General features: G+C 70.8%; 23 protein-coding genes and 1 pseudogene. 15 read left to right on the top strand and 9 right to left on the bottom strand.

Going from position 1 to position 24,382, the window contains the following annotated elements; genetic code table 11:
• Nucleotides 1-64: 64 nt before the first annotated feature.
• On the top strand, nucleotides 65-748 hold the full coding sequence (gene deoC / locus OED52_RS16140; RefSeq protein ID WP_264151855.1) for a deoxyribose-phosphate aldolase: 684 nt from the start codon (nucleotides 65-67) through the stop codon (nucleotides 746-748).
• On the opposite strand, the gene OED52_RS16135 is transcribed toward deoC, so the two are convergent.
• On the bottom strand, nucleotides 737-1,483 hold the full coding sequence (locus OED52_RS16135) for an LmeA family phospholipid-binding protein (RefSeq protein WP_264151854.1): 747 nt from the start codon (nucleotides 1,481-1,483) through the stop codon (nucleotides 737-739). The genes deoC and OED52_RS16135 overlap by 12 nt on opposite strands.
• A gap of 104 nt (nucleotides 1,484-1,587) precedes the next feature.
• Here OED52_RS16135 and OED52_RS16130 point away from each other — a divergent pair, with 104 nt between their 5' ends.
• Entirely contained in the window at nucleotides 1,588-2,205 is a 618-nt protein-coding gene (locus OED52_RS16130) for a type IV toxin-antitoxin system AbiEi family antitoxin domain-containing protein (protein WP_264151853.1), read from the top strand.
• On the opposite strand, the gene OED52_RS16125 is transcribed toward OED52_RS16130, so the two are convergent.
• The 3 genes from OED52_RS16125 to OED52_RS16115 form a co-directional block, all read right to left on the bottom strand.
• Nucleotides 2,151-3,014 (bottom strand): class I SAM-dependent methyltransferase, encoded by an 864-nt coding sequence (locus OED52_RS16125; protein WP_264151852.1) that lies wholly within the window; start codon nucleotides 3,012-3,014, stop codon nucleotides 2,151-2,153. The two genes, OED52_RS16130 and OED52_RS16125, sit on opposite strands and share 55 nt — an antisense overlap.
• Nucleotides 3,015-3,017: 3 nt before the next feature.
• Entirely contained in the window at nucleotides 3,018-3,530 is a 513-nt protein-coding gene (locus tag OED52_RS16120; RefSeq protein WP_264151851.1) for a DUF2505 domain-containing protein, read from the bottom strand.
• A gap of 64 nt (nucleotides 3,531-3,594) precedes the next feature.
• Nucleotides 3,595-4,104 carry a DUF2505 domain-containing protein gene (locus OED52_RS16115; protein ID WP_264151850.1) on the bottom strand — a complete coding sequence of 170 codons (510 nt, stop codon included), beginning with the start codon at nucleotides 4,102-4,104 and terminating at the stop codon, nucleotides 3,595-3,597.
• Nucleotides 4,105-4,127: 23 nt separating this feature from the next.
• On the opposite strand from OED52_RS16115, the gene OED52_RS16110 reads away from it, so the two are divergent.
• Nucleotides 4,128-5,222 (top strand): UDP-N-acetylmuramate dehydrogenase, encoded by a 1,095-nt coding sequence (locus OED52_RS16110; RefSeq protein ID WP_264151849.1) that lies wholly within the window; start codon nucleotides 4,128-4,130, stop codon nucleotides 5,220-5,222.
• A gap of 3 nt (nucleotides 5,223-5,225) precedes the next feature.
• On the opposite strand, the pseudogene OED52_RS16105 reads toward OED52_RS16110, so the two are convergent.
• Both OED52_RS16105 and OED52_RS16100 read right to left on the bottom strand, forming a co-directional pair.
• A pseudogene (locus tag OED52_RS16105) lies at nucleotides 5,226-6,260 on the bottom strand (DUF2804 domain-containing protein).
• A 65-nt stretch (nucleotides 6,261-6,325) separates the two neighbouring features.
• A complete protein-coding gene (locus tag OED52_RS16100; RefSeq protein ID WP_264151848.1) occupies nucleotides 6,326-7,075 on the bottom strand; it encodes an SDR family NAD(P)-dependent oxidoreductase in 750 nt (249 codons plus the stop codon).
• A gap of 407 nt (nucleotides 7,076-7,482) precedes the next feature.
• Here OED52_RS16100 and OED52_RS16095 point away from each other — a divergent pair, with 407 nt between their 5' ends.
• Nucleotides 7,483-8,817 carry an ROK family transcriptional regulator gene (locus OED52_RS16095; protein ID WP_264151847.1) on the top strand — a complete coding sequence of 445 codons (1,335 nt, stop codon included), beginning with the start codon at nucleotides 7,483-7,485 and terminating at the stop codon, nucleotides 8,815-8,817.
• Nucleotides 8,818-8,856: 39 nt separating this feature from the next.
• Here OED52_RS16095 and OED52_RS16090 read toward each other — a convergent pair whose 3' ends face one another.
• Nucleotides 8,857-9,912, bottom strand: a complete 1,056-nt coding sequence (locus OED52_RS16090) for a tocopherol cyclase family protein (protein ID WP_264151846.1) — start codon at nucleotides 9,910-9,912, stop codon at nucleotides 8,857-8,859.
• Between the two features lie 112 nt (nucleotides 9,913-10,024).
• On the opposite strand from OED52_RS16090, the gene OED52_RS16085 reads away from it, so the two are divergent.
• From OED52_RS16085 to OED52_RS16060, 6 genes are all read left to right on the top strand, one after another.
• Nucleotides 10,025-11,206, top strand: a complete 1,182-nt coding sequence (locus OED52_RS16085; RefSeq protein WP_264151845.1) for an MFS transporter — start codon at nucleotides 10,025-10,027, stop codon at nucleotides 11,204-11,206.
• A 5-nt stretch (nucleotides 11,207-11,211) separates the two neighbouring features.
• On the top strand, nucleotides 11,212-12,093 hold the full coding sequence (locus tag OED52_RS16080; protein WP_264151844.1) for an alpha/beta fold hydrolase: 882 nt from the start codon (nucleotides 11,212-11,214) through the stop codon (nucleotides 12,091-12,093).
• Nucleotides 12,090-13,424 carry a D-inositol-3-phosphate glycosyltransferase gene (gene mshA / locus OED52_RS16075; RefSeq protein WP_264151843.1) on the top strand — a complete coding sequence of 445 codons (1,335 nt, stop codon included), beginning with the start codon at nucleotides 12,090-12,092 and terminating at the stop codon, nucleotides 13,422-13,424. Before OED52_RS16080 ends, mshA begins: the two co-directional genes overlap by 4 nt.
• Nucleotides 13,421-13,975, top strand: coding sequence for a type III secretion system chaperone family protein (locus OED52_RS16070; protein ID WP_264151842.1), 555 nt, complete (start codon nucleotides 13,421-13,423; stop codon nucleotides 13,973-13,975). The genes mshA and OED52_RS16070 overlap by 4 nt, the downstream gene beginning before the upstream one ends.
• A gap of 472 nt (nucleotides 13,976-14,447) precedes the next feature.
• Nucleotides 14,448-14,777, top strand: a complete 330-nt coding sequence (locus OED52_RS16065) for a transglycosylase family protein (protein WP_318841887.1) — start codon at nucleotides 14,448-14,450, stop codon at nucleotides 14,775-14,777.
• A 173-nt stretch (nucleotides 14,778-14,950) separates the two neighbouring features.
• Entirely contained in the window at nucleotides 14,951-16,537 is a 1,587-nt protein-coding gene (locus OED52_RS16060; protein ID WP_264151841.1) for a 4-coumarate--CoA ligase family protein, read from the top strand.
• Between the two features lie 48 nt (nucleotides 16,538-16,585).
• Here the strand turns inward: OED52_RS16060 and OED52_RS16055 are convergent, their stop codons facing one another.
• Nucleotides 16,586-18,355 carry a hydroxysqualene dehydroxylase gene (locus tag OED52_RS16055; RefSeq protein ID WP_264151840.1) on the bottom strand — a complete coding sequence of 590 codons (1,770 nt, stop codon included), beginning with the start codon at nucleotides 18,353-18,355 and terminating at the stop codon, nucleotides 16,586-16,588.
• A gap of 161 nt (nucleotides 18,356-18,516) precedes the next feature.
• Here OED52_RS16055 and OED52_RS16050 point away from each other — a divergent pair, with 161 nt between their 5' ends.
• The 3 genes from OED52_RS16050 (at nucleotide 18,517) to OED52_RS16040 (ending at nucleotide 21,462) form a co-directional block, all read left to right on the top strand.
• Nucleotides 18,517-19,263, top strand: a complete 747-nt coding sequence (locus OED52_RS16050; RefSeq protein WP_264151839.1) for a phosphoglyceromutase — start codon at nucleotides 18,517-18,519, stop codon at nucleotides 19,261-19,263.
• Nucleotides 19,264-19,631: 368 nt separating this feature from the next.
• Nucleotides 19,632-20,714, top strand: a complete 1,083-nt coding sequence (locus OED52_RS16045) for a sensor histidine kinase (RefSeq protein WP_413247768.1) — start codon at nucleotides 19,632-19,634, stop codon at nucleotides 20,712-20,714.
• A gap of 61 nt (nucleotides 20,715-20,775) precedes the next feature.
• A complete protein-coding gene (locus tag OED52_RS16040) occupies nucleotides 20,776-21,462 on the top strand; it encodes a response regulator transcription factor (protein ID WP_264151837.1) in 687 nt (228 codons plus the stop codon).
• A 55-nt stretch (nucleotides 21,463-21,517) separates the two neighbouring features.
• On the opposite strand, the gene OED52_RS16035 is transcribed toward OED52_RS16040, so the two are convergent.
• Complete coding sequence (locus tag OED52_RS16035; protein ID WP_264151836.1) at nucleotides 21,518-22,330, bottom strand: hypothetical protein; 813 nt, start codon at nucleotides 22,328-22,330, stop codon at nucleotides 21,518-21,520.
• A gap of 33 nt (nucleotides 22,331-22,363) precedes the next feature.
• Here OED52_RS16035 and OED52_RS16030 point away from each other — a divergent pair, with 33 nt between their 5' ends.
• Both OED52_RS16030 and OED52_RS16025 read left to right on the top strand, forming a co-directional pair.
• Nucleotides 22,364-23,317 (top strand): Ppx/GppA family phosphatase, encoded by a 954-nt coding sequence (locus tag OED52_RS16030; protein ID WP_264151835.1) that lies wholly within the window; start codon nucleotides 22,364-22,366, stop codon nucleotides 23,315-23,317.
• Nucleotides 23,314-24,378, top strand: a complete 1,065-nt coding sequence (locus tag OED52_RS16025) for a DUF2157 domain-containing protein (protein ID WP_264151834.1) — start codon at nucleotides 23,314-23,316, stop codon at nucleotides 24,376-24,378. The genes OED52_RS16030 and OED52_RS16025 overlap by 4 nt, the downstream gene beginning before the upstream one ends.
• Nucleotides 24,379-24,382: the final 4 nt, after the last annotated feature.

Genomic DNA, 24,382 nt, shown 5'->3' with positions numbered 1-24,382 from the left:
CATTGTGGGTTGCGGCACCCGGTCGCGCCAGGTCTTCGATCGGCGCGTGTGGGAAGCTGCACTCATGCCAGGAACACCGCTGACCCGCGCCCAGGCCGCGTCGATCGTCGACCACACCCTGCTCAAGCCCGAGGCGTCCTCGCAGGACGTGCGCGCCCTCGTCGACGAGGCCCGCGAACTCGGGGTGCACGCGGTGTGTGTGTCCCCGTCGATGCTGCCGCTGCGCGCCGAGGACGTCGTGGTGGCGACCGTCGTCGGATTCCCCTCCGGCAAGCACCATTCGCTGATCAAGGGAGCGGAGGCGCGGCTGGCCGTCGACGAGGGAGCCCGCGAGATCGACATGGTCATCGACGTCGGGGCCGCGGTCGCGGGCGACTACAACGCCGTCCTCGCCGACATTCTCACGGTGCGCGAGGCCATCGGGTTCGACCCGGTGCTCAAGGTCATCATCGAGTCGGCGGTGCTGTCCGACGAGGCGATCGTCGAGGTGTGCCGGGCGGCGGAACGCGCCGGCGCGGAGTTCGTCAAGACCTCCACCGGTTTCCACCCCGCCGGAGGTGCCTCCGTCCACGCGGTGCGGCTCATGGCGGAGACGGTCGGCGGGCGGCTCGGGATCAAGGCCAGCGGCGGCATCCGCACGGCCGAGGACGCCGTCGCGATGATCGAGGCGGGGGCCACCCGCCTGGGCCTGTCCGGCACCCGCGCGGTGCTCGACGGGTTGCCGGACGAGGCCGCGTCAGGCGAGTAGACCGCAGCTGTTCTGCTGTTGCTGCTGATCGGCGGGCGCCTCCGGCAGCACGAACCGGCCGCCCTCGAGGCGCAGGTCCACACCGGAGTCGGTGACCTTCACCTCGGTGGCCTGCATGCCCAGCGGGTACTGCTGCAGACCCGAGGTGAGGATCTGCACGACCCCGTCGACCAGGGCGGTGGGCAGCCCGATGCCGAGGATCGACGCGTCGGTGGTCTCCACGGTGACGACACCGTCCTCGACCACCGGGCGCGCGGTGAACTCCGCCAGACCCTGCCCGCCGACGGTGAAGGTCAGCGTGCCCGCGGTCTCGTCGGCCGTCACCGAGGTGACGAGCGCACCGACCGACTGGGCCTGCACGGTGGCGAGGATGCCGGAGGTGGGCCAGGTGACGTCGGCGCTGGAGCTGCCGATGGTGCCGGCTCCCTCCGCGGAGTCGCGCAGGTCGACGTCCTCGACCTCGGCGTGCACCTGCATCTCCTTCGCGGGACCGAAGGCGGTGTCGTCGCTGTCGAGGGTCACCGACGGGATCTGCCGGTCCACCAGCTGCAGCAGCACCGGCTTCCAGCTCAGGTCGACGTCGACCCCGGTGCCGAGCTGGCTTTCGAACGACTGGGCCAGGCAGGTCGTCGCGCGGTTGCGGATGTAGACCTCCGCGCCGACGAGCACGGCGACCAGTGCAACGACGACGATCACGACGATCGTGGCGAGGCGAGAGCGCTTGGGTTGCGTCATGTCCACCGATTGTTCCGGAGAACTCTGAGGATCCTCTGAGCACACGGTCACGGGATGGGGAATTTGTGTGAAGTGCGCCACATCGGTTGGGTAGGCTGGGCGCCATGACAGGGTGGACGGATTCCGGTTACGACGCAGCAGGGCGAGCCGACGCCGACGACTCGCTACGGCGCCTCGCCGTCGCACAGGCAGGCTTCTTCACCGCCCGCCAGGCGGTGAGCCACGGTGTGGCCGCCCACGAATTCGCCGAGCGGGTCGAAGCCGGGTTGTGGATCCGGATCGAGGTGGACCTGTTCCGGCTCGCCGACAGCCCCCGGACGAAGTTCGACGAGTTCGCGCAGTGGTGCACGTGGTACGAGGGACAGGCGGTCGTCTCGCACCAGAGCGCCGCCGACCTGCACGGCATGGGGCATCTGCAGCCCCGCTTCCTGCACCTGTCCACACCCGACCAGCGCACCGTGCCGAGCAACCGGCTGGCCCTGCACCACCGGACGCTCTCACCCGAGGACTGCGAGACCGTCGGGGCGTTCCGCATCACCACCCCGGCGCGGACCGCCGTCGACCTTGCGGCGGGCGGCGTGTCGCAGGAGGTGCTCGACGAACTCGTCGGCGACGCGCTCGCGCTCGGCCGCGTCGACTCCGACGAACTGCACGCCGCGGTGGCCGGTCAGCCGGCCGCCGTCGCCGACCGCATCGAACTCGCGCTGCTCGCAGCCGGCTGACGGTTCCCGGACGGCCCGGCACCCCAGCCGGCACCACCCGGCGCGACCGCACTCCACGGCACCGTCATCACACAGTCACGCAGCCGCCTGCGCTGCGCCACCACGGGCACGCCCTGCTCCCGGAGCAGGTCGAGCGTCGCCCGCCACCGCAACCGCGGGCCGAACGCCGCGTGCGGCGCGCTCGTCGCCCACGCCCGGTCGGCGGCCTGCAGCAGCGCATGGATGGGTTCACCCGGCACGTTGCGATGGATCAGCGCCTTGGGCAGCCGCTCCGCGAGATCGGACGGGGTGTCCACATGGAAGGGACTCCACGCCAGGGTCAGGGAACGGGGGCCGTGCTCGTCGAGCAGCACCCACGCGCAGCGCCGGCCCAGCTCGTCGCAGGTGCCGTCGACGATCAGACCGCCGGGGGACAGGCCCTCGCGCAGCCGTGTCCAGGCCGGTTCGACGGCCTCCTCCGGGTACTGCCGCAGCACGTTGAAGGCCCGCACCAGCGTCGGCCGCAGCCCCGCGAGCTCGAACCCGCCGCGCGCGAACTCCACTCCGTCGCGCCCCGGCACCACCCGCTCGGGATCGATCTCGAGACCCACCACCCGCAGGTCGGCACGCACCCGGCGCAGCCGCGCCGCCATCTCCAGGGTGGTCACGGGCATGGCGCCGTAGCCGAGGTCGACGACCAGGGGTGCGGCGGCATCGGTGAGCGCCCGGGTGACGTGCGGGTCGTGCATCGCCCAGCGGTCGCTGCGGCGCAGGCGGTTGATTCCGGTGGTGCCGCGCGTGACGACACCGATGGGTCCTCGTGTCCGCACGCGCTACTGCCGAGCGAGCCAGTCGGCGGTGACGGCCGCTTCGGCGCGGAACACGTCGACGAGATTGTCCAGGATGAGTTCCTCGAGTCGGCCGCCCACGAAGGGGATGTTCACCTTCGCCTCGGAGGTGGTGCGCAGGACGCACGCGGCGCCCTGCTCGTCGTCGGCGGGGACGAGGTCCATCGTGCCGGTCAGGCTGCCGGGGCCGCCGGGGATCGACGCCTCGTAGCGGCCCGAGGCGCGCTCGGTGAAGGGACCGTAGGTCTCCCTGCGGGTGATGACCATGTCCTTCTTGATCACCGTGCGGGCGATCTCGGGCAGGTCGGAACGGGGGATCACGTGGTGCAGCACCAGCGAGATGCCGGTGTCGGTGGCGGAGAACTCCCGGACGTGGTTCTCGGAGTACTTGCGCATCTCGGTCATGCGCGCTTCCCAGTGCTCCGGATCGGCGAGCGCCGCGTACACCCGCTCCGGTGGATGGGAGAAGCGGGCGGAATAGTCCATGCGCCGTGCCACGGGCGGCCAGAATACCGCCCGTGGCCGGGTACGCGGAAATCGTGCCGGCTCGCTCCGGCCGTGATCAGGCCCGGAAATCGCCCTTCAGCCAGCGCTCCGTGAAGGTGCGCTCGGCCTCGAACAGCGCCACGAGCTGGTCGACGATCATCGCTTCGATCTTGGATCCGAGGAACGGGATCTTCACCTCGACGGACCCCTCGACGATCACCGTCGACGCGTCGCCGTCCCCGGCGATGGTGAGGGTGCCCTCCACCTTGCCGGGCATGCCGTCGACGCCCGCGGAGAACCGGCCCTCGGCGCGGTCACCGGACAGCGGGCCCCACGACTCGTGCCGGTGGATGACGAGATCACCGGGACGGATGCTCGTCACGGCACTCGGCAGGTGCTCGGCCGGGATGGCCTGCTGCAGGTCGAGGTCGATCGTGCCGTCACCCTGCTCGATCCGGTCCACGGCCGCACCGGGGCCGCCGACCTCGGCGAGCCGGGTGTGCCAGTACTGCGGATCCACGAACGCCGCGTGCACCGCGGCGGCGGGGTACGAGTGGTTCGCGGTGTGGTCGATAGGGCTGCCCATACCCGGCACGCTACCGTTTGGTCGTGCTTGATCCACGTACCAGGGCCGGTCTCGTCGATGCGGGAGCCGCGGTGTCCGAGCAGGTGCCGCTGTCGGAGTTCACCACCCTCCACCTCGGCGGTCCCGCGCGGTACCTCGTCGAATGCACGACCACCGACACCCTCGTCGAGGTGGTGCGCACCCTCGACGAGCAGCGCGTTCCGCTTCTGCTCCTCGCGGGTGGCTCCAACCTGGTGATCGGCGACGCGGGCTTCGACGGCGTCGTGGTGCGCATCGCGACCGGCGGGATGCAGCTGTCCGACGAGTTCGTCCGCGCGGACGCCGGCGCCGTCTGGGACGAGGTCGTCGCCGCGACGGTCGCCGCCGGTCTCGGCGGCCTGGAGTGCCTGTCGGGCATCCCCGGCTCCGCGGGGGCGACCCCCGTGCAGAACGTCGGCGCGTACGGCGTGGAGGTCGGTTCGATCCTGCGTCGTGTGCGCCTGTTGGACCGGCGCACGGGCGAGGACACCTGGGTGGGGCCGGACGAGCTCGGGCTCGGCTACCGCACCAGCATCCTCAAGCACACCGACACCGCCGTGGTGCTCGAGGTCGAGCTGGACGTGCGGGCCGACGGGTCCAGTGCGCCGATCGGCTACCGGGAACTGGCCGTGGCGCTCGGCGCCCAGGAGGGCGAACGACGGCCCGCCGCGCAGGTGCGCGAGCAGGTGCTGGCGTTGCGCCGCGGCAAGGGCATGGTGCTCGACGCCGACGACCACGACACCTGGAGCGCCGGCTCGTTCTTCACCAATCCCGTGGTGCCCGACGACCGGCTGCCGGCGGTGCTCGCTGCGATCGCCGCGAAGGTCGGCGACGACGTGCGGGTCCCGCAGTTCCCCGCCGAGGGCGGCACGAAGCTGTCGGCGGGCTGGCTCATCGAACGGGCCGGTTTCGTCAAGGGCTTCCCGGGCGCGGAGGCCCCGGCCCGGCTGTCGACGAAGCACACCCTCGCCCTGACCAACCGGGGAGCGGCGTCGACCGGCGATCTCGTCGCCCTGGCGCGGGCCGTGCGCGACGGGGTGGAGGAGGCCTTCGGGGTGCGCCTGCACCCCGAACCCGTCACCGTGAACTGCACGGTCTGACGGTCACCAGCGGTTGCGGACCTCCTCGGCGAACCCGAGGAGGTTCTCGATCGTCAGGCGGGTGCCGTCGTCGAGGACGACCGTGCCGTTGAACCGGCCGAACACCTGGTGCTGGGTGGAGCGGACGACGAGCGCGTTCACGTCGGCGGCCCGGTCGAGGATCGGCTCGAACTCCATCTCGAAGCGGCCGTCGTTGCTGGTGAACGTCCACGGCGCACCGTCGTAGGTGCCGGCGGGGAGGTGGAAGTGCACGCGGTCGAGCTTGTGGGCGATCCCGTCGTGGAACAGCATGTTCTCGCTCGCCGCGGTGGTGTCGCCGAAACCGTGACCGATGTTGAACCCGAAGGGCACACCCTCGTGCAGCCCCGACGCGGACCCCCAGAACCAGGTGTTGTCGTAGGTCCACACCCCGCGCCCCCAGTCGAACACCCCGAACGCGCGGTCGGGGGCGAACTCGTGGACGCGGCCGCCGACGGTGACCGTGCCCTCCGCGGGCAGGCAGTTGATCTTCTGGTTGTAGTAGAAGGCCTTGGGCGTGCGGGGGAACGGCGTCGCGATCACCATGCGGTCGGTGTGCGGTTGCGTCAGCAGTAGATCGCCCGTCAGTCCGCGTCCGCCACCGAAGCCGGGGTGGTCGACGATCAGCCGCCGTCCGTGTTCCTCGTGGCGGTACTCGATCCGCAGGTCGCCGCGGTGCACGGTCACGTCGCCGGTCGCGGCGCTCGCGGGCAGCCGCATGCGGCCGAGAGGGAAAGGGATCAGGGCGTGCTCGGTGGTCTGGGAGGGGGTGGCCAGGTCCAGTCAGCTCACGCCGAGCAGACCGACGTAACCGTTGTCGGCGACGGTCAGCGCCAGACCGTAGGAACCGGATTCGCCGTCGGAGAGGATGCAGTAGTAGTCCCACTCCTTGATCCGCAGGCGTGAGGCCGCGATGCGGGAGCGGTCGTAGGTGCGGACCTCGTCGGTGGCCCACCCGGCCTCGGCGAGGACCCCGCGGGCGTCGAGGAGGGGCCCGGCGGTCAGGCGATGTTGCCGCATATCCGGCGACGATAGCCGGGATCCCACCCACGGGGTGGGACCTTCGCCGGGCCCCTGCTGCGAGCTCAGTCGAGCACGCGGTGGAAGCGGCCCGCGGAGTGCTGGTCGCGCGGCTTGACGATGATCTGGTCGAGGTTGACGTGCGAGGGCCGCGACGCGACGAAACCGACGATCTCGGCGATGTCCTGCGCGACGAGCGGGGTGATGCCCTCGTACACCTTCGCGGCGCGTTCCTCGTCGCCCTCGAAACGGACGAGGGAGAACTCGGTCTCCACGGCGCCCGGCGCGATCTCGGTCAGGCGGACGGGCTGCCCCAGCAGTTCGCCGCGCAGCGTCCGGTGCAGCACCGCCTGCGCGTGCTTGGCGGTGGTGTAGCCGGCGCCGTTGTCGTAGGCCTCGAAGGCGGCGACGGAGGTGATCGTGACGATGAGACCGTCGCCGGAGGCGATCAGCTTCGGGATCAGTGCCTTGGTGACGCGCAGGGTGCCGATGACGTTGGTCTCCCACATCCAGCGCCAGTCGTCCTCGACGGCCTCGGCGACGGTCGCCAGGCCCTTCGCGCCACCGGCGTTGTTGACCAGGACGTCGACGCGCGGCAGGACCGTGGTGAACGCCTCGACCGAGTCCTCGTCGGTGACGTCGAGTTCCAGGGCGGTACCGCCGATCTCGTCGGCGAGTTTCTGCAGGCGGTCGAGGCGCCGTGCTCCCACCACCACGTGGAAGCCCTGGGCGGCCAGCGTGCGTGCGGTGGCCTCACCGATGCCGGAGGACGCTCCGGTGACGACGGCGATGCGGGAATCGGGGGAGATGCTCATGCGGCGATCCTAGTGTCGGGGTAACGGCCGCGGTGGAGGGTGCGGGGTATTTACCCTGCGTTCGAGGGGAATTCGCCGGGGCGTGGCGCGGGTGTGACGTGCCCCACGCCGGGGTGGGAGTCGATTGGACAGTGGGCCGCTGCAGAGATAGTTTGTTCCGCATGTCGGTTGGCCCCAATTCCGCTCCGCGCGTCACGTACGTGACCGCCGCGTTGGGATCTCGGCTGCCTCTGGCACGCGAACTCTGTTGTTGCTGTTGCGGTAAGTAACCCCGCACCGCCCGCCTTCTCCTGCGGGTCTGCGCTGCGCACGTGTCCTCACGTCGGAGCGGTCCGGTGCGTCGATCTCTCCTCCCGCCCGTACCTTCCGGGGCCGTCGGTCCCGCATCAGCAGCAAGGACAACTGCCGTGTCGGTTCCCACCCTCTCGCCGTCGACCTCCCTTCCGTCCCGTTCCCCGGCGCCGCGCCGCGCCGCGACCACACTGACCCGCGGAACCGCTCGGGCCACCGTCGGCCGGACCCGGACGCTCCGCCCGGCAGCGGCCCAGGTCAGGATCGTGCCGCCGGACCTGCGCATCGCCGACGGCACCGGTGCCTCCGTCTTCCGCGTCGCCGCCAACCGCGGCCCCGTCTCCCGCGACCTGATCGCCAAGGTCACCGGATCGAGCATCGCGACCGTCAACCGCCAGGTGTCCGCGCTGCTGGCCGCCGGCCTGCTGCGCGAGCGCGCCGACCTCGCCGAGTCGGGTGCCATCGGCCGCCCGCGCGTGCCCGTCGAGGTCGACCACGAGCGCTACCTCACCATCGGCATCCACATCGGTGCGGTCACCACCGGCATCGTCGCCAGCGACCTGCGCGGCCGCATCATCGGCGCGGTGGAGGTGCCCACCCCGAGCGGTGACCAGGACGCCGCGCTCGCGTCGATCACGGCCAGCGCCAAGGCTTTTGCGGGACGCTGGCACCGCCGCATCCCGCTCTGGGCCGGTGTCGCCCTCGGTGGCCGCGTCGACTCGACCACCGGCATCGTGACCCACCCGCGTCTCGGCTGGACCGACGCCCGGGTCGGAACGATCGTCGGCGGCGGACTCGGCCTGCCGGTGTCGGTGGCCGCCCACGTCGAGGCGATGGCCGCCTCCGAACTCCTGCTCACCCCGGACCGCGACGCCCCGGAGACCAAGGGCACCGGCCTCTACTTCTACGCCCGCGAGACCGCCGGTGTGGCAATCACTTTCGACGGCAAGGTGCACACCCCCACCGGTGGCCCGGGTTCCGTCTCGCACCTGCCCACCGGCTCGTCGGCGCCGTGCTCGTGCGGAGGCACCGGCTGCCTCGAGGCCACGGTGAGCGACCAGGCCCTCGTGCGCCGGGCGCGCGCCGAAGGCGTCCTGCCGGACCGGGACGACGTGACGATCCAGTCGCTGTACCGGCTCGCGCGGGACGGTTCGGAACCGGCCCACGCGCTGCTCGTCGAACGGGCGACCGTGCTCGGCCGCACCGTCGGGATGCTGCGCGACCTGTTCAACCCCGACCGCGTCATCCTCGGCGGCCAGGCGTTCACCGAGTACCCGGCCGCGGTCCCGCACGTCGCCAAGGCGTTCGCGAAGGCTACGACCCTGCCGCGCAAGGACATCCGCATCACCGGCTTCGGCAACCGGGTGCAGGCCCACGCCGCGGGTGTCGTCTCGCTGAGCTCGATCTACTCCGATCCGCTCGCCGCGATGAAGCGCGCCGACGTCGCCTGATCCCTCCTGACGGTCCGGACCGGGTGGGGCGGGAAGCGCTCACGTCACGGGCGGGGCGTCCGTCGCGTCGGCGGGGGCCCCGCGCCGCGCGAGCTCCGCCCGCGCCCGGTCGAGGCCGCCGTGTTCGAGCGCCGCGAGGGGGGATTCGTCCGCCCACACCAGCCGGTCGCGCTCACGGACGGTGACGCTCAGGGATCCGGCGAGATGTTCGATCGACCCGGCGACGTTGCGGCGCTCGGAGGGGAGCGGCACCGGCAGTACGTGCGCGGCGCCGAGGGGTGCGCTCGCCACCACCTCCACGGACCAGCGTGCGTTGCGTCCCCGCAGCACCCAGCTCTCGTCGCCGACCGTCGCCCGCACCGGGGAGGTGACGGGATTGCCCAGGCGCACCAGACGGCCGTCGGGTAGCGCGACGACCAGGGCGGTGACCTCGGTGCTCAACGGCCCCGCGTGCACCTGCCCGCCCCCGAACGCCACGCAGGCACCCGGGTCGGCGAATCCGTGCGCCTGCCCCCACCACCACGAATCGGGGAAACCCTCCTTTCCCCAGTTCTTCTCGGCGTAGACGTGCGCTCCGGTGAGGTCCCACTTCTCGTCGCCGAGGATCGCGTGGCCCTCGGCCACCCCGTCGAGCAGCCACGGATGCCAGTACTGGTTCAGGGCCGGCACCGAATGGAAGACGCTCGACGCGCCGAAGCGCCGCCGGGGCCAGGGGCGCGGTGACGTGACACGCACGTCGAGGCGGGCGTCCTCACCGAGATCCATCCGGACCCGCGCCGCGTCGCCGTGGAAGGCGTCGCCGGCGTCGGCACCGAGCCGATGCGGATCGGCGGATCCCTCCGGATGCGCCGTGGTGCGGAGGAAGCCTCCCGGATGCGCGGCCAGGCCCAGCGTCGCCCACCGCGCGCCGTCGCCGGGCCGATTGACCCCGCACAGGGCGATGACCACACGCCCGGTGTCGGGCAGAGTGAACCGCCAGAAGTAACCCTCCATCGCGACGCCGTGCGCGGCGAGAGGATTGCCGAAGGGCAGATCCGCGCCCGAGGCGCGGTAGCGCGACAGCAGGGACCGAGGGGAGAAGGACGCCGTGTTCACGGCCCCCGCATACCCCATACGGTGAATCCGGTACACATGCCGCATTCGCGGCGGACCCCGCGGCGACGGCCGCCGGCGGCCGGGACACGACGAGGTGAGGGTGGCACGGAGGATGGGTGGCGCGTACCGCGAGTTGTTCGCCGAGCCCGGAGCGGCGGCCTTCTGCGCGGCCGGTTTCGTGGCGCGGTTGCCGATCGCGATGGTGGGCATCGGCATCGTCACGATGTTCTCGCAGCTCGAGGGCGACTACGCGCTCGGCGGTGCCCTCTCGGCCCTGTTCGCGTTGTCCTACGCGCTGCTCACCCCGCTGGTCTCGCGGGCGGTCGACCGGTACGGCCAGCACCGGATCCTGCCCGTCGCCTCCGCCGTCAGCGTCGCCGCGACCGTCGCGATGCTCGCCGGGGTGCGTCTCGGGGTGCCCACCCCGTGGCTGTTCGCGTGCGCGATCCCGGCCGGACTCATGCCCACCATCGGTGCGATGGTGCGCGCCCGGTGGACGCAGCTCTACGGCGGCACCCCGCGTCTGCGCACCGCCTTCGCGCTCGAGGCGGTGATCGACGAACTGTGCTTCATCGTCGGGCCGGCGCTGTCGGTGGGCCTGAGCGTCGCGGTCTTCCCGGAGGCCGGACCCCTGCTCGGTGCGGTCCTGCTGCTCGTGGGCACCCTCGCGCTCGCCGCGCAACGCCGCACCGAACCGCCCGTGCAGGTCGCCGGGGGCGGGGAGGAGCGGGGCAACGTCCTGTGCCTGCCCGTCCTCCTCGCGATCGTCGCGGTGATGGGCGCGATGGGCGTGGTGTTCGCGGTGATCGACGTGGCCGCCGTCGCCTTCACCGCCGAACGCGGCACCCCCGGCGCCGCGACCCTGGCGGTCTCGCTGTTCGCCACCGGTTCGGCGATCAGCGGGTTGGTGTTCGGCTCCCGGGTGGGGACGGCCGCACCCACCCGCCAGCTGCTGGTCGTGACCGGGGCCCTCGCCGTGCTGCTGTGCCCGCTCCTGGCCGCCGGGTCGATACCCGTCCTGTCCGCCTTCTACTTCGTCGCCGGGTGCGCCGTGTCGCCCATCATGATCGTCGCGACCTCACTGACCCAGCAGGTCGTGCCCGCCGCGCAGCTCACCGAGAGCATCACCTGGACGGTCGCGGGGCTCGGTGTCGGCGTCGCAGCCGGATCGGCGCTGGTCGGGCAGGTCATCGACCGCACCGACGCCGGCACGGGCTATCTCGTGGCCGTCGGCGCCGGGATCCTCGCCGTCACCTGCGCCGCCGGGATCCACCTGCGGACCCGGTTAGAGTGACGCCCATGGCAGTTCGCGAAGTGACCGGAACCGACGGCACCTCCCTCGTCCACCGCACCTTCGGCTCCGAGACCGCGCCGGTCCTCGTGCTGATCCACGGATGGGCCCAGTCGTCGCGGTGCTGGGGCGACGACGTGCTCGACGCCCTCGCGCGGGACTTCCGCGTCGTCGCCGTCGACCTGCGTGGACACGGCTACTCGCAGGCCCCGGAGACCGGCTACGACGACCGCGCCCTCTGGGCCGGCGACATCGCCGCGGTCCTGGCCGCCGAGAACGTCTCCGCGTCGAACCCCGCGGTGCTGCTCGGCTGGTCCTACGGCGGACTGGTCATCTGCGACTATCTCGCCGAGTACGGTTCCGACGCCGTCGCGGGGCTGGTCCTCGTCGGCGCCATCACCAGCATCGGCCGTGGCGAGAAGGGCGGAAGGGTCGGCCCTGCGATGCGCGCCGCGATCCCCGCCGCGATGTCGGAGGACCCGCGCGAGGCGGTGAAGGCCCTCGGTTCGTTCGGCCACGCCCTCACCGGCCCCGTCGAGGGGAAGGGCGCGGTGTCGCAGGCCCTGTTCGGAGTGAGCCTGTCCACCCCGCCGCGAGTGCGGGCCGCGCTGTTCGACCGGGCGGTGGGCAACGACGAGCTGCTCGCCGAGCTGGACGTGCCGGTGCTGCTCCTGCACGGCGACGTCGACTCCGTCGTCGACGTCTCCGTCGCGCACCACGCGGCGTCGCTGCTGCGTCGGGCCACCACCTCCGTCTGGGAGGGTGTCGATCACGGGCCGTTCGTCGAGGACCCCGACCGATTCGTGGCGGAGGTCGGAGAGTTCGCCCGGCGGGCTACCGCGGAGGCGGCGACACGGGAAGATCACGAGCAGGGCAGTATGGAGGGGTGACGTCTCAGCCCAGCCGCCCGCACCGCGTGGCCGTCATCTCGGTCCACACCTCACCGCTGGCGCAGCCCGGAACCGGGGATGCCGGTGGCATGAACGTCTACGTACTGCAGACCGCGATCGAACTCGCGCGGCGCGGCGTGGAGGTCGAGATCTTCACCCGGGCCACCTCGTCGGCCGATCCCGCCGTGCAGCAGGCCGCGCCCGGTGTGCTCGTCCGCAACATCGAGGCCGGTCCCTTCGAGGGACTCGACAAGCACGACCTGCCCACCCAGCTGTGCGCCTTCGCCGCCGGTGTCCTGCGCGAGGAGGCGCGGCACCCGCAGGGCTACTACGACCTCGTGCACTCGCACTACTGGCTGTCGGGGCAGGTCGGATGGCTGGCCCGCGACCGCTGGGGGGTGCCGCTCGTGCACACCGCGCACACCCTGGCCGCGGTGAAGAACGCTTCGCTCGCCGAGGGCGACACCCCCGAACCGGCCGCCCGGCAGATCGGGGAACAGCAGGTGGTCGCCGAATCCGACCGGATGATCGCCAACACCGCCGACGAGGCCCGGCAGCTCGAGCAGATCTACGGCGCCGATCCGGGCCGGATCGACGTCGTCGCACCCGGCGCCGACCTGACCCGCTACCGGCCCGGCGACCGCGACGCGGCGCGCGCCGCGCTCGGCCTCGACCCGCGGGAGACGATCGTCGCCTTCGTCGGCCGGATCCAGCCGCTCAAGGCCCCGGACGTACTGCTCGAGGCGGCCGCCCGCGCCCTGGCCGACGCCCCCGACCTGCCGTTGCGGGTGCTGATCGTCGGTGGCCCCTCCGGCACCGGTCTCGAACGGCCCGACGCGCTCATCGAGCTGGCGTCCGCGCTGGGCATCGCGTCGCGGGTGACCTTCCTGCCGCCCCAGCCGGCGGACCGCCTGGTGCAGGTCTACCGGGCCGCCGACCTGGTGGCGGTGCCGAGTTACTCGGAGTCCTTCGGTCTCGTGGCGATCGAGGCGCAGGCCTGCGGCACCCCCGTCCTCGCCGCGAACGTCGGCGGGCTCGGCGTGGCGGTGCGCGACGGGGAGACGGGGATGCTCGTCGACGGGCACCGGATCGACGACTGGGCCGCGGCGCTGCGTTCCCTGGTGAGCGACCGCGACCGGCTCGCGCGGCTCGCGGAGATCGCTCCGAAGCATGCCGAGGCGTTCTCGTGGGAACGGACCGCGGAGGGACTGCTCGACAGCTACCGGCGGGCCGGGATGCGGCGCAACCGCGCGTTCGGCACCGGGGAGCATTCGCTGCGGCGGCAGCGCGGAGTGTGGAAGTTGCGACGGACGAGGGGAGTCACGGCATGAGCGACCGGATCGCCGAACTGATCGACGCGACGCTGCGCGATCGTGAGCTCGAGTTCTCCGTGAAGGAGGGCGGTCACTTCGTCGTCGAACTCCCCGGCGAGAAGAAGCTCAAGACCACCACGTTGCTGACGGTCGGGCAGCACGGCGTCCGGGTCGAGGCGTTCGTCTGCCGCAAACCCGACGAGAACTTCGAGGGGGTCTACAAGTACCTCCTGCGCCGCAACCGCCGCCTCTACGGCGTGGCCTACACCCTGGACCGGATCGGCGACATCTACCTCGTGGGGCGGATCGCCGCGCACGCCGTGACCCCCGAGGAACTCGACGCCGTCCTCGGCCAGGTCCTCGAGGCCGCTGACTACGACTTCAACATCATCCTGGGGCTCGGCTTCCTCACGTCGATCAAGCGCGAATGGGAGTGGCGGGTCTCGCGGGGCGAGCCGCTGCGCAATCTCGAGCCCTTCCGGCACCTCATCGAGGAGGAGACGGGCACCCCGTTCGTGCCCGAACTCGCCGACGACGAGGACGCGGAACCGCGTGAATCGAACGGGTAACGACACCTCCGTCACCGTTACCCGGCCGTGGCCGATGACCGATTCGCGAGGTCTGCGCGGGGCGTTTCAGTGATCGTCGTCACAAATCGTGGGGTCGCCAAGGGGGCGCGGAACGCGGAGTTTCCCCTTAATCACCAGGCATGATGCCGCTCCGACCTGGGCTTTTCTGCACGTCCGTACCGAAAAATCGACCCGTGACCTGGCCGTGATGAACCCTTACCTTGGTTGCAGGCCCGAAAACGACGGGCGATAGACCCCGGCCCCGCAGCCAGCTGGTTCCACCCCCGCGGGATTCCGGAAAACACAACCTACCGAGGGGTGGAGCGAAAGCGATCGGATCCTCCGCGGTTCCACCGCATCCGAGTCGCAGGCACCGACCACCGCATCCCACGCGGGCCCCGCCGTATCCGAAAGCGGCGGAACCACATCCGGTCGAGTGCACTCGCAAGCAGCCGGAAAGGAATCAATTCACATGGCTAAGTTCACGATCAAGCGCGCCCTCGGCACCGTCGCCGCCTCCACGGCCCTCGTCGCGACCCCGTTCGTCCTCGGGGCCGGCACCGCCAATGCGGCCTCCGGTAACTGGGATGCCGTGGCGCAGTGCGAGAGTGGTGGCAACTGGTCCATCAACACCGGCAACGGCTACTACGGCGGTCTGCAGTTCTCGCAGAGCACCTGGGAGGCCTACGGCGGCAGCGGCCTCGCGAGCAACGCCTCGCGCGAGGAGCAGATCCGCGTCGCCGAGAACGTCCTCGCCGGCCAGGGCGTCGGTGCGTGGCCGGTCTGCGGTCAGTACCTCTGATCGGAACCTCCGGTCCGGGCCCCGCGTGCGAATCCGCATGCGGGGCCCGTCCGCGTCCCAGGGGTGGTCGGGTATGGTCACGGCACATCTGTGACGGGGTTCACATCCGTGCGGTAGCGTGACCCCGACCCGTCCGGCACGGCGTGCCGGTGATCAGCACTCGGAGGAGAACCATGAGTTTCCGCAGCCCGTTTCCCGACGTCGAGATCCCGGCATCGAGTGTCCACGACTTCCTGTTCGGCTCCATCGATGAGGCCGACCTCGACCGCCCCGCGCTCGTCGACGGCGCGTCCGGGACGGTGACCGACTATCGCACCCTCATCGCCCACATCGACGCGGTGGCCGGTGCACTCGCGGCCCGGGGCATCGGAGTCGGCCAGGTCGTCGGCCTGCTGTCCCCGAACGTGCCCGCCTTCGCCTCGGTCTTCCACGGCATCCTCCGCTCCGGGGCCACCGCCACCACGATCAACGCCCTCTACACCGCGGACGAGATCGTCAAGCAGCTCGAGGACTCCGGCGCGAGCGCACTGTTCACGGTCTCCCCGCTGCTCCCGCAGGCCAAGAAGGCCGCCGAGACCGTCGGCATCCCCGACGAGCTGATCGTGGTGCTCGACGGCGCCGAGGGACACCCCTCGCTGCGGGACCTGCTCACCGAGGACGCTCCGGCCCCGGAGGTCGACTTCGACCCCGCGACCCACCTCGCGGTGCTGCCCTATTCCTCCGGCACCACCGGCCGGCCCAAGGGCGTCATGCTCACGCACCGCAACCTCGTCGCCAACGTCTGCCAGATCACCCCGCGGATGGGCATCGCCGCCGACGACCGCGTCCTCGCCGTGCTGCCCTTCTTCCACATCTACGGCATGACGGTGCTGCTCAACGCCGCCCTGTACAACCGGGCTGCGCTGGTGACGATGCCGCGGTTCGACCTCGTCGACTTCCTCACGAACATCTCCGGGCACAAGTGCACGTACGTGTTCATCGCCCCGCCCGTCGCGGTCGCGCTCGCCAAGCACCCCCTCGTCGACCGGTACGACCTGTCGAGCGTGCACACCGTCTTCTCCGGCGCCGCCCCGCTCGACAAGGAACTCGCCGGTGCCGTCGCGAAGCGGCTCGGCTGCCGGGTCCGCCAGGGATACGGCATGTCCGAGATGTCGCCTGTGTCCCATGCGATCCCGTTCGACGACGACGAGACCGAACTCGACTCGGTCGGCCCGACCATCGCCAATATGGAATGCAGGATCGTCGACCCCGCCACCGGTGAGGAGGTCGAGTACCCGACCGGCGAAGGGGTCTCCGCACCCGGCGAACTGTGGTGCAAGGGACCGAACGTCATGGCCGGCTACCTGAACAATCCCGAGGCCACCGCCGACACCCTCGACGAGGACGGTTTCCTCCACACCGGCGACATCGCCACCGTCGACGGCAAGGGGGCGGTCCGGATCGTCGACCGGCTCAAGGAACTCATCAAGTACAAGGGCTACCAGGTGCCGCCCGCCGAACTCGAGGCCCTGCTCCTCACCCACCCGCAGATCGCCGATGCCGCCGTCATCGGGGTCCGCGACGACGAGGGCGAGGAGGTCCCGAAGGCCTTCGTGGTGCGCCAGCAGGATTCGGCCCTCACCGAGGACGAGGTGATCGCCTTCGTCGCCGAGCGGGTCGCGCCGCACAAGAAGGTGCGGCAGGTCGAGTTCATCGACACGGTGCCGAAATCCGCCGCGGGCAAGATCCTCCGCAAGGATCTGCGGGCCCTTCACGCCTGATCCGACGGGGTGCGCGGCTCCCGCCCGGGGCCGCGCACCCCGCTCGTTTCACGCGAGCAGGTGTGGCAGGCCCGCCCGGTGCCGGTCGGCGTCGATGCGCCGCAACGGTTCCAGCTCCGGCGGCTCGTACAGTCTGTACAGCGCCGGGGGGGTCGCGGGTGAACCGGCCGTCTGCAGCAGTGCCCCCACCGCGGCGCGCGCCGATTCGTTGGCCCCCTCCATCGTCGCGAGATCGATGTCGGTGCGGACGTAGTCGCCGGCGAGGAACAGATTGGGGATCGCGGTGTGTGCCTCCGGCCGGTTCGTCAGCGACCCGGCAGTGTTGATGAGCAACGGGGTGTCGTTGACGATTCCGCTGGCACCCCAATGGATTCCGGGATCGAGGAACCACGAGACGATGTCGTTCTCGTCGATCGATCCGGAGCCGTCCTCGAGGCAGGCGTCCATCTGCGCCCAGACCTCGCGGGCGATCTCCTCGGCCGTGCACTCCTTGGCGGTCTTGCCGTAGAGGATGCCGGGGGTGTCCCAGTCGGAGATGTCCACCGACAGGCAGTCCTGCGCCGACCCGTCGCCGTAACGCTGCGCGAAGTCGCTGCGCCAGAACTGGGCCTGGCTGATCGACGTGAGCGCCCAGGGTGACCCGAGATAGGCCACGTGTCCCGGTGCGATGGGGGTGGGCCGGCGCAGGAAGTACTGGATGCCGACCATCCAGTCGGTCTGCAGGGCGTTCATCGCCTCGAGGTGCGGATCGAGTGCGAGCACCTCCGGTGACCACAGGCCGACCGCGCGCTCGGCCGGCATCGCCGCGACGAACCAGTCGGCCTCGGCCCGGCGGCGGTTGCCCGACCGGTCCACCATCCGCGCTCCGGTGATGCATCCGCCGGAGATCTCCAGAGCCTCCGCCGCCCAGCCCATCTCGAACCGCACTCCGAGATCGCGCAGCAGCTGTGCCCAGGGATCGATCCACGCCTCGTTGGTCGGCGCCGACAACAGACGGTCGAGATGACCGTAGTCCGGCACCGTGCCCATCGCGTTCCACACGAACGCCTGGCCCATGATGCCGGTGGTGCGCGTCGACACCGTCTGCGGGCGGGCCGCGACGAGTTGCCGCGTCAGCGCCGTCACGAGGATCTCGCGGTACCCCTTCGACTTGCCGTCGGACTCGAGGGTCTGCGCCCAGGTCTCGTTCTCCCACTCGGTGTTCCGGCGCTCGATGCTGCTGGTGAGGAACATGACCAGCTTGCGCATGAACACCGACAGCTCGTGCGGCGGGATCGCGCCGCCGAGCGAGAACGCCGCGGACAGGCTCTCCTGCAGGCTCAGCGGGTCGTAGACGTCGAAGCGCAGCGGCGCGATGGACGCCGGTGCCGTGAGATCGGGGGCACCGGGGATCGCCATCCGGAAACCGTGCCCCGCAACAAGATTGTCGAAGACCCCGTTGGGATTGCCGGGGAAGGGGATCCGCCGCATCGTGTCGGGGATGTGCTGGTAGAAGCCCGGGAAGAAACGGAAACCGTGCTCGCCCGGCAGGTCGAGGCGGCCGCCCGCCGCGGTGCCGGGAGAGGGGATGCTGCGCGCCTTGCCGCCGAGCGCGGTCGGTTCGAAGACCGTGACCTCGAAGCCGCGTTCGATCAGCTCGTGCGCGGCGGTCAGTCCCGCCATCCCTCCGCCGAGCACCGCGACGCGCCGCCCGCCGGAATGCACCGCCGGTGCGCGACGGGCGGGGTCGGCCGCCGCCGTGGGCGGAAGGGCTGCGGCGGCACCGAGCGCGCCGAGCGCGGTGAGGACGGAGCGGCGGGACATGCGTACGTCTGACATCGGACCCCCGTGTGACATCGAACCCCCGTGTGTGTCGGTTGTGGCGAACCGTGGTGCGCGCCGCCGACTCCCGCGTTCCTGGCAACGCGTGTTGTCAGATATAGCCCACGATGGGGGGCGCCCGTGGCGAAATCGCCATCGTCGCGTGTCAGGATTGAGTCATGAGTATCGGAACGCTTGTTCTGCTCCGCCACGGCGAGAGCGAATGGAACGCGATGAACCTGTTCACCGGCTGGGTGGACGTGCACCTGACCGACAAGGGGATCGCCGAGGGCAAGAGGGCCGGTGCCCTCCTGGCGGAGCACAACGTGCTGCCCGACATCCTCTACACCTCCGTGCTGCGTCGCGCGATCAGCACCGCCAACTACGCGCTCGACGCCGCCGATCGGCACTGGATCCCGGTCGTCCGCAACTGGCGCCTCAACGAGCGTCACTACGGCGCCCTCCAGGGCAAGAACAAGTCCGAGATCAAGGACGAGTTCGGTGAGGAACAGTTCATGCTGTGGCGTCGCAGCTACGACACCCCGCCGCCGCCGATCGAGGCCGGTTCGAAGTACAGCCAGGACGGCGACCCGCGCTACGCCGACCTCGACGAGGTTCCGCTCACCGAGTGCCTGAAGGACGTAGTCGCGCGTCTCGTCCCGTACTGGGAGTCGACGATCTCCCAGGACCTGCTCGCCGGCAAGACCGTGCTCGTCACCGCGCACGGCAACTCGCTGCGCGCGCTCGTCAAGCACCTCGACGGCATCTCCGACGAGGACATCGCCGGCCTGAACATCCCCACCGGCATCCCGCTGCGCTACGACTTCGACGAGAACCTGCGCCCGCTCAACCCGGGTGGCACCTACCTCGACCCGGAGGCCGCGGCGGCCGGCGCCGCCGCCGTCGCCAACCAGGGTTCCAAGTGACATCCTGCCGGTAGCAGGCAGTATCGCCGGGTACACCCGGCAGGACAGCATCGCCGGGTACACCCGGCAGGACAGCACCTCCGGGTACACCCGGCAGACGACCCCGTCGCACACCGCGGCGGGGTCGTTTCCGTTCCGAGTACGAGCGCCGACGGTGAGGACGCGCCGGACAGGCGGGCGAACACCGGGTTAACGCCGATCCAACACCCGAAAAATGCGGCGTGACGTGCGGGAAAAGGGCAGGGCCCGGCGTCCGGTGGGGTGACGGTGTCATTACGATCCCTTGTGTGAGTGTTACGCAGGCTCTCCTGCTGGCCGTGACTGCAGCCCTCGTCGGCGCGGCCCTCGCCGTCGCTGTCACCCGGAAGGTGCACCGGCGCACGCAGGAACGTGCCGAGGCGGACCTCACGATGGCCGACGTCCTCGACCACGTCGTCCGCGGCACCACGACCGGCATCGCCGTCGTCGACCGGTTCCACGACGTCGTGCTGTTCAACCCGCGCGCCGAGGAGCTCGGTCTCGTCCGCAACCGGCTCCTCGACGACCGCGCGTGGGTCGCGGCGAGCCGGGTGCTCGACACCCGCAAACCCCTCGAGATCGATCTCGGCAGCAAGTCGTCGCGCGGCCGTGAGCGGGTGGCGGTGCGCGTGACCGTGCAGCCGCTGATCGAGGACGACCCGCGGTTCGTCGTGCTCTACGCCTTCGACGACTCCGAGCACGTCCGCATGGAGGCCACCCGCCGCGACTTCGTCGCGAACATCAGCCACGAACTGAAGACCCCCGTCGGCGCGATGGCGCTGCTCGCCGAGGCCCTGCTCGAATCCGTCGACGATCCCGAGACCGTCCGGCACTTCGGCGAGCGCGTGCAGAAGGAGGCCACCCGGCTGGGCAACATGGTGACCGAGCTGATCGCACTGTCGAAGCTGCAGGGCGCCGAGAAACTGCCCGATCTCGAGGTCGTCGACGTCGACACGGTCATCGCCGAGGCCCTGGAACGCACCCGGCTCACCGCCGAGAACGCCGACATCACCATCACCACCGATGCGCCTTCGGGACACGAGGTGCGCGGCGACCGGACGCTGCTCGTCACCGCCCTGACCAATCTCGTCGAGAACGCCATCGCCTACTCGCCGGCCGGGTCGCCGGTGACGATCAGCCGGGCGCTGCGTGACGACAAGGTCGCCATCGCGGTGACCGACCGTGGCATCGGCATCGAGAAGGAACACCAGGAGCGGGTGTTCGAGCGGTTCTTCCGCGTAGACAAGGCACGCTCGCGGGCCACCGGCGGCACCGGCCTGGGACTCGCCATCGTCAAACACGTCGCCGCCAACCACAACGGCGAGATCAAGCTGTGGAGCAAACCGGGTACCGGTTCCACCTTCACCCTGCTCATCCCGGCCCACGTCGAGGACGAGGCCCTCCCGCACGCCGGGAGGATCGCCGGATCGTGACGCAGAACCCGCCCGGACCGCCGGGCGGACGGACATCGAGAGAGGTACGGAGGACCAGGTCGTGACGCGTGTGTTGATCGTCGAGGACGAGGAATCACTGGCGGATCCGCTCGCTTTCCTGCTGCGCAAGGAGGGATTCGAGACGACGATCGCCGGCGACGGCCCGTCGGCCCTCGCCGAGTTCGAGCGCCAGGGCGCCGACATCGTCCTGCTGGACCTGATGCTGCCGGGCATGAGCGGCACCGACGTGTGCAAGCAGCTCCGGGCCCGGTCGAGTGTCCCGGTCATCATGGTCACCGCGCGCGACAGCGAGATCGACAAGGTCGTCGGCCTGGAACTCGGCGCCGACGACTACGTCACCAAGCCGTACTCGGCGCGCGAACTCATCGCCCGCATCCGCGCGGTGCTGCGGCGCGGCGCGGACGCCGACCCCGAGCCCGCCGACTCCGGTCTGCTCGAGGCCGGACCGGTGCGGATGGACGTCGACCGTCACGTCGTGCACGTCAACGGCGACCCGATCGCGTTGCCGCTCAAGGAATTCGACCTGCTCGAATATCTGCTGCGCAATTCGGGACGGGTGCTCACCCGCGGTCAGCTCATCGACCGGGTGTGGGGGGCCGACTACGTGGGGGACACCAAGACCCTCGACGTCCATGTCAAGCGGCTGCGCTCGAAGATCGAGGCGGACCCCGCCAAACCGCGCCATCTCGTCACCGTGCGCGGCCTCGGTTACAAGCTCGAACCCTGAGGGGGCGGACTCCGGGAAGGCCCGAACCGCGTGCGGCCGGCGTCTCCTGCCGGGTTCAGCCCTTCGCCTGGGCCGCCGTCGTCGCGGGGTGCACGGCGATCAGCCCGAGCCCCTGTCGACGCCGGCACAGGCGGGCCAGCTCGTCGTACGCCGCGGCGCCGAGGAGCTCGGTGAGCTCGGGTGCGTAGGACTGCCAGACCGGGCGCTCACCGACGTGGGCGTCCGGTGAACCGGAGCAGTACCAATCGAGATCGTGACCGCCCTCGCCCCAGCCGCGCCGGTCGTACTCGGTGATCACCGTACGCAGGATCTCGGTGCCGTCGGGGCGTTCCACCCAGTCCTGGGTGCGGCGGATCGGCAGCTGCCAGCACACGTCCGGCTTCATCTCGAGCGGCTCGATGCCACGGCGCAACGCCATGGTGTGCAGCGCGCAGCCGGGACCGCCCTCGAAGCCGGGACGGTTGAGGAAGATGCACGCGCCCTTGTAGCGGCGGGTGCGCAGGTTGGGCTCGTCGTCGATCTCGTCCCACTCGAGATAGCCCTTCTTGCCCATGCCCTTGTCCATGAACTGCCAGTCGGCCGGGGTGAGATGCTTCACGGCCTTCGCCAGCTTCTTGCGGTCGTCCTCGTCGGAGAGGAACGCGCCGTGCGAACAGCAGCCGTCGTCGGGCCGGTCGGCGAGAATGCCCTGGCAGGCCGGGGTGCCGAACACGCAGGTCCAGCGCGAGAGCAGCCACGTCATGTCGGCGACGATGACGTGTTCGTCGTTGTCCGGGTCGACGAACTCGGCCCATTCACGAGGGAAGTCGAGAGGTACCTCGGGGGCCGGATCGAGCTTGTGCGGGGCGTGGGACGTACCTGCTGTCACAGAACCCGACGGTAGACCCAGTACCGTATTGATGTGCGCTTAGGGGTACTCGACGTCGGAAGCAACACCGTTCACCTACTGGTGGTGGACGCCCATCGGGGTGCGCACCCCACTCCGATGAGTTCGACGAAGGCCACCCTGCGCCTGTCGGAGAACATGGACGACAACGGTGACATCACCCGTCGCGGTGCCGACCGGCTGGTCGAGACCGCGGCCGAATTCGCCGCCATCGCCCGCACCTCCGGATGCGTCGAGCTCATGGCCTTCGCGACCTCCGCGGTCCGCGACGCCGGCAACTCCGAGGACGTCCTCGCCCGGGTACGCAAGGAAGCGGGTGTCAGCCTGGACGTGCTCTCCGGCGAGGAGGAGGCCCGGCTGACCTTCCTCGCCGTGCGCCGCTGGTACGGCTGGAGCGCCGGACGCATCCTCGATCTCGACATCGGCGGGGGTTCGCTGGAGCTGACCTTCGGTGGCGACGAGGACCCCGACATCGCCTACTCCCTCCAGCTGGGAGCCGGCCGTCTGACCCGCGACTGGTTCCGGGAGGATCCGCCGGGCAAGCGTCGCATCTCCGCGCTCCGCGACTGGCTCGACGCCGAACTCGCCGCACCCGCCAAGGAGATCCGCGCGGCCGGCGACCCGGACCTGTGCGTCGGCACCTCCAAGACCTTCCGCACCCTCGCCCGGCTCACGGGCGCCGCGCCGTCGTCGGCGGGCCTCCGGGTGAAGCGGACCCTGACCGCAAGCGGGCTCCGGCAGCTCATCGCATTCATCTCGCGTATGACCGCCGCCGACCGGGCCGAACTCGAGGGCGTCAGCTCCGACCGGGCCCAGCAGCTCGTCGCAGGTGCCCTCGTCGCCGAGGCCGCCATGCGTGCCCTCGGGGTGGAGACCTTGCAGATCTGCCCGTGGGCATTGCGGGAGGGTCTGATTCTTCGGAAGCTCGATACGGATATGGGTGGCGAACTGGTGGTGGCAGCCGGATGAGCGACAATCACAGCACCGACACGGGGCAGATCTCCGTCGCCGAGTTGTTGGCGCGCAACGGGCAGAAGGTGAGCACGCGGTCCGGTGGCCGCCGGCGACGGGGTGCGAGTGGGGGCATCTCGGTCGCCGAGCTGACCGGCGAGATCCCGATCACGCGGTCGGCGGGGGACAAGCCCGCGACGGAACCGAAGCCGAAGGACGAACCCGCTCCGGCGGCCGAGGTCGCGGAGGCCGCTCCGGCGCCCGAGGTCGCGGAGACCGCTCCGGCCCCCGAGCCGTCGGCGGAGGCCACCGCTGTGGTGCCCGCTGTCGCGGTGAAGTCCGAACCGGCCGTGAAGACGGACGCGGTTGCGAAGACGGACGCGGTTGCGAAGACGGACGCGGTTGCGAAGACGGATACGGCTGGGAAGCCCGAACCGGTCGCGGCGAAGACCGAGTCGAGCCCGCCGACCCGCGTGGCGCCCAAGATCGAGTCGCCCACCGAGATCATCCGCCCCGACGCCCTTCCGCGCCGGGCCCGGGAACATCTCGACTCCGTCGTCACGGTCACCGCCCGCACGGGGGCCGCGGAGGAGACCGCCGCACCGGAGTCCACGACCGGCCCGTCCCTGCGCAAGGCCGGCGTCGCCGAACCGCGACTGCTGTCCGGTCCTGCCAGCGACCTGCAGGCCAGCGGCGCCGACGAGGAGGACACCGAGACTCCCGGTCCGGACGGCACGTCGCCCGCGACCGGCACCGGGACGACCGCCGACGCCCGCAACGACACCGCCCGCGACGAGACCGCGGAGGCGAAGGGGAGCGGTCTCAAGCAGTGGGCGCTGCTCGTGGGGGAGAGCATCGCCGCGATCGTCGCCGGCGGCCTGCTGTTCAAGGGCTTCGAGCGGCTGTGGGATCTCATGCCCTGGGTCGCGTTCGCGCTGGCCCTGGTCGTGATCGTGGGCCTGGTGGCGCTCGTGCGCGTCCTGCGTCGCACCGACGACATCACCAGCCAGCTCATCGCGCTCGCCGTGGGCGCCTTCGTCTCCTTCGGTCCACTCCTGTTCCTGCTCCCCGGCGAGTGAGCCG

It is taken from the genome of Rhodococcus sp. Z13 (assembly GCF_025837095.1).
GTDB classification, from domain to species: domain Bacteria; phylum Actinomycetota; class Actinomycetes; order Mycobacteriales; family Mycobacteriaceae; genus Rhodococcus; species Rhodococcus sacchari.
This window is presented reverse-complemented; position numbering and strand designations above follow the sequence as displayed.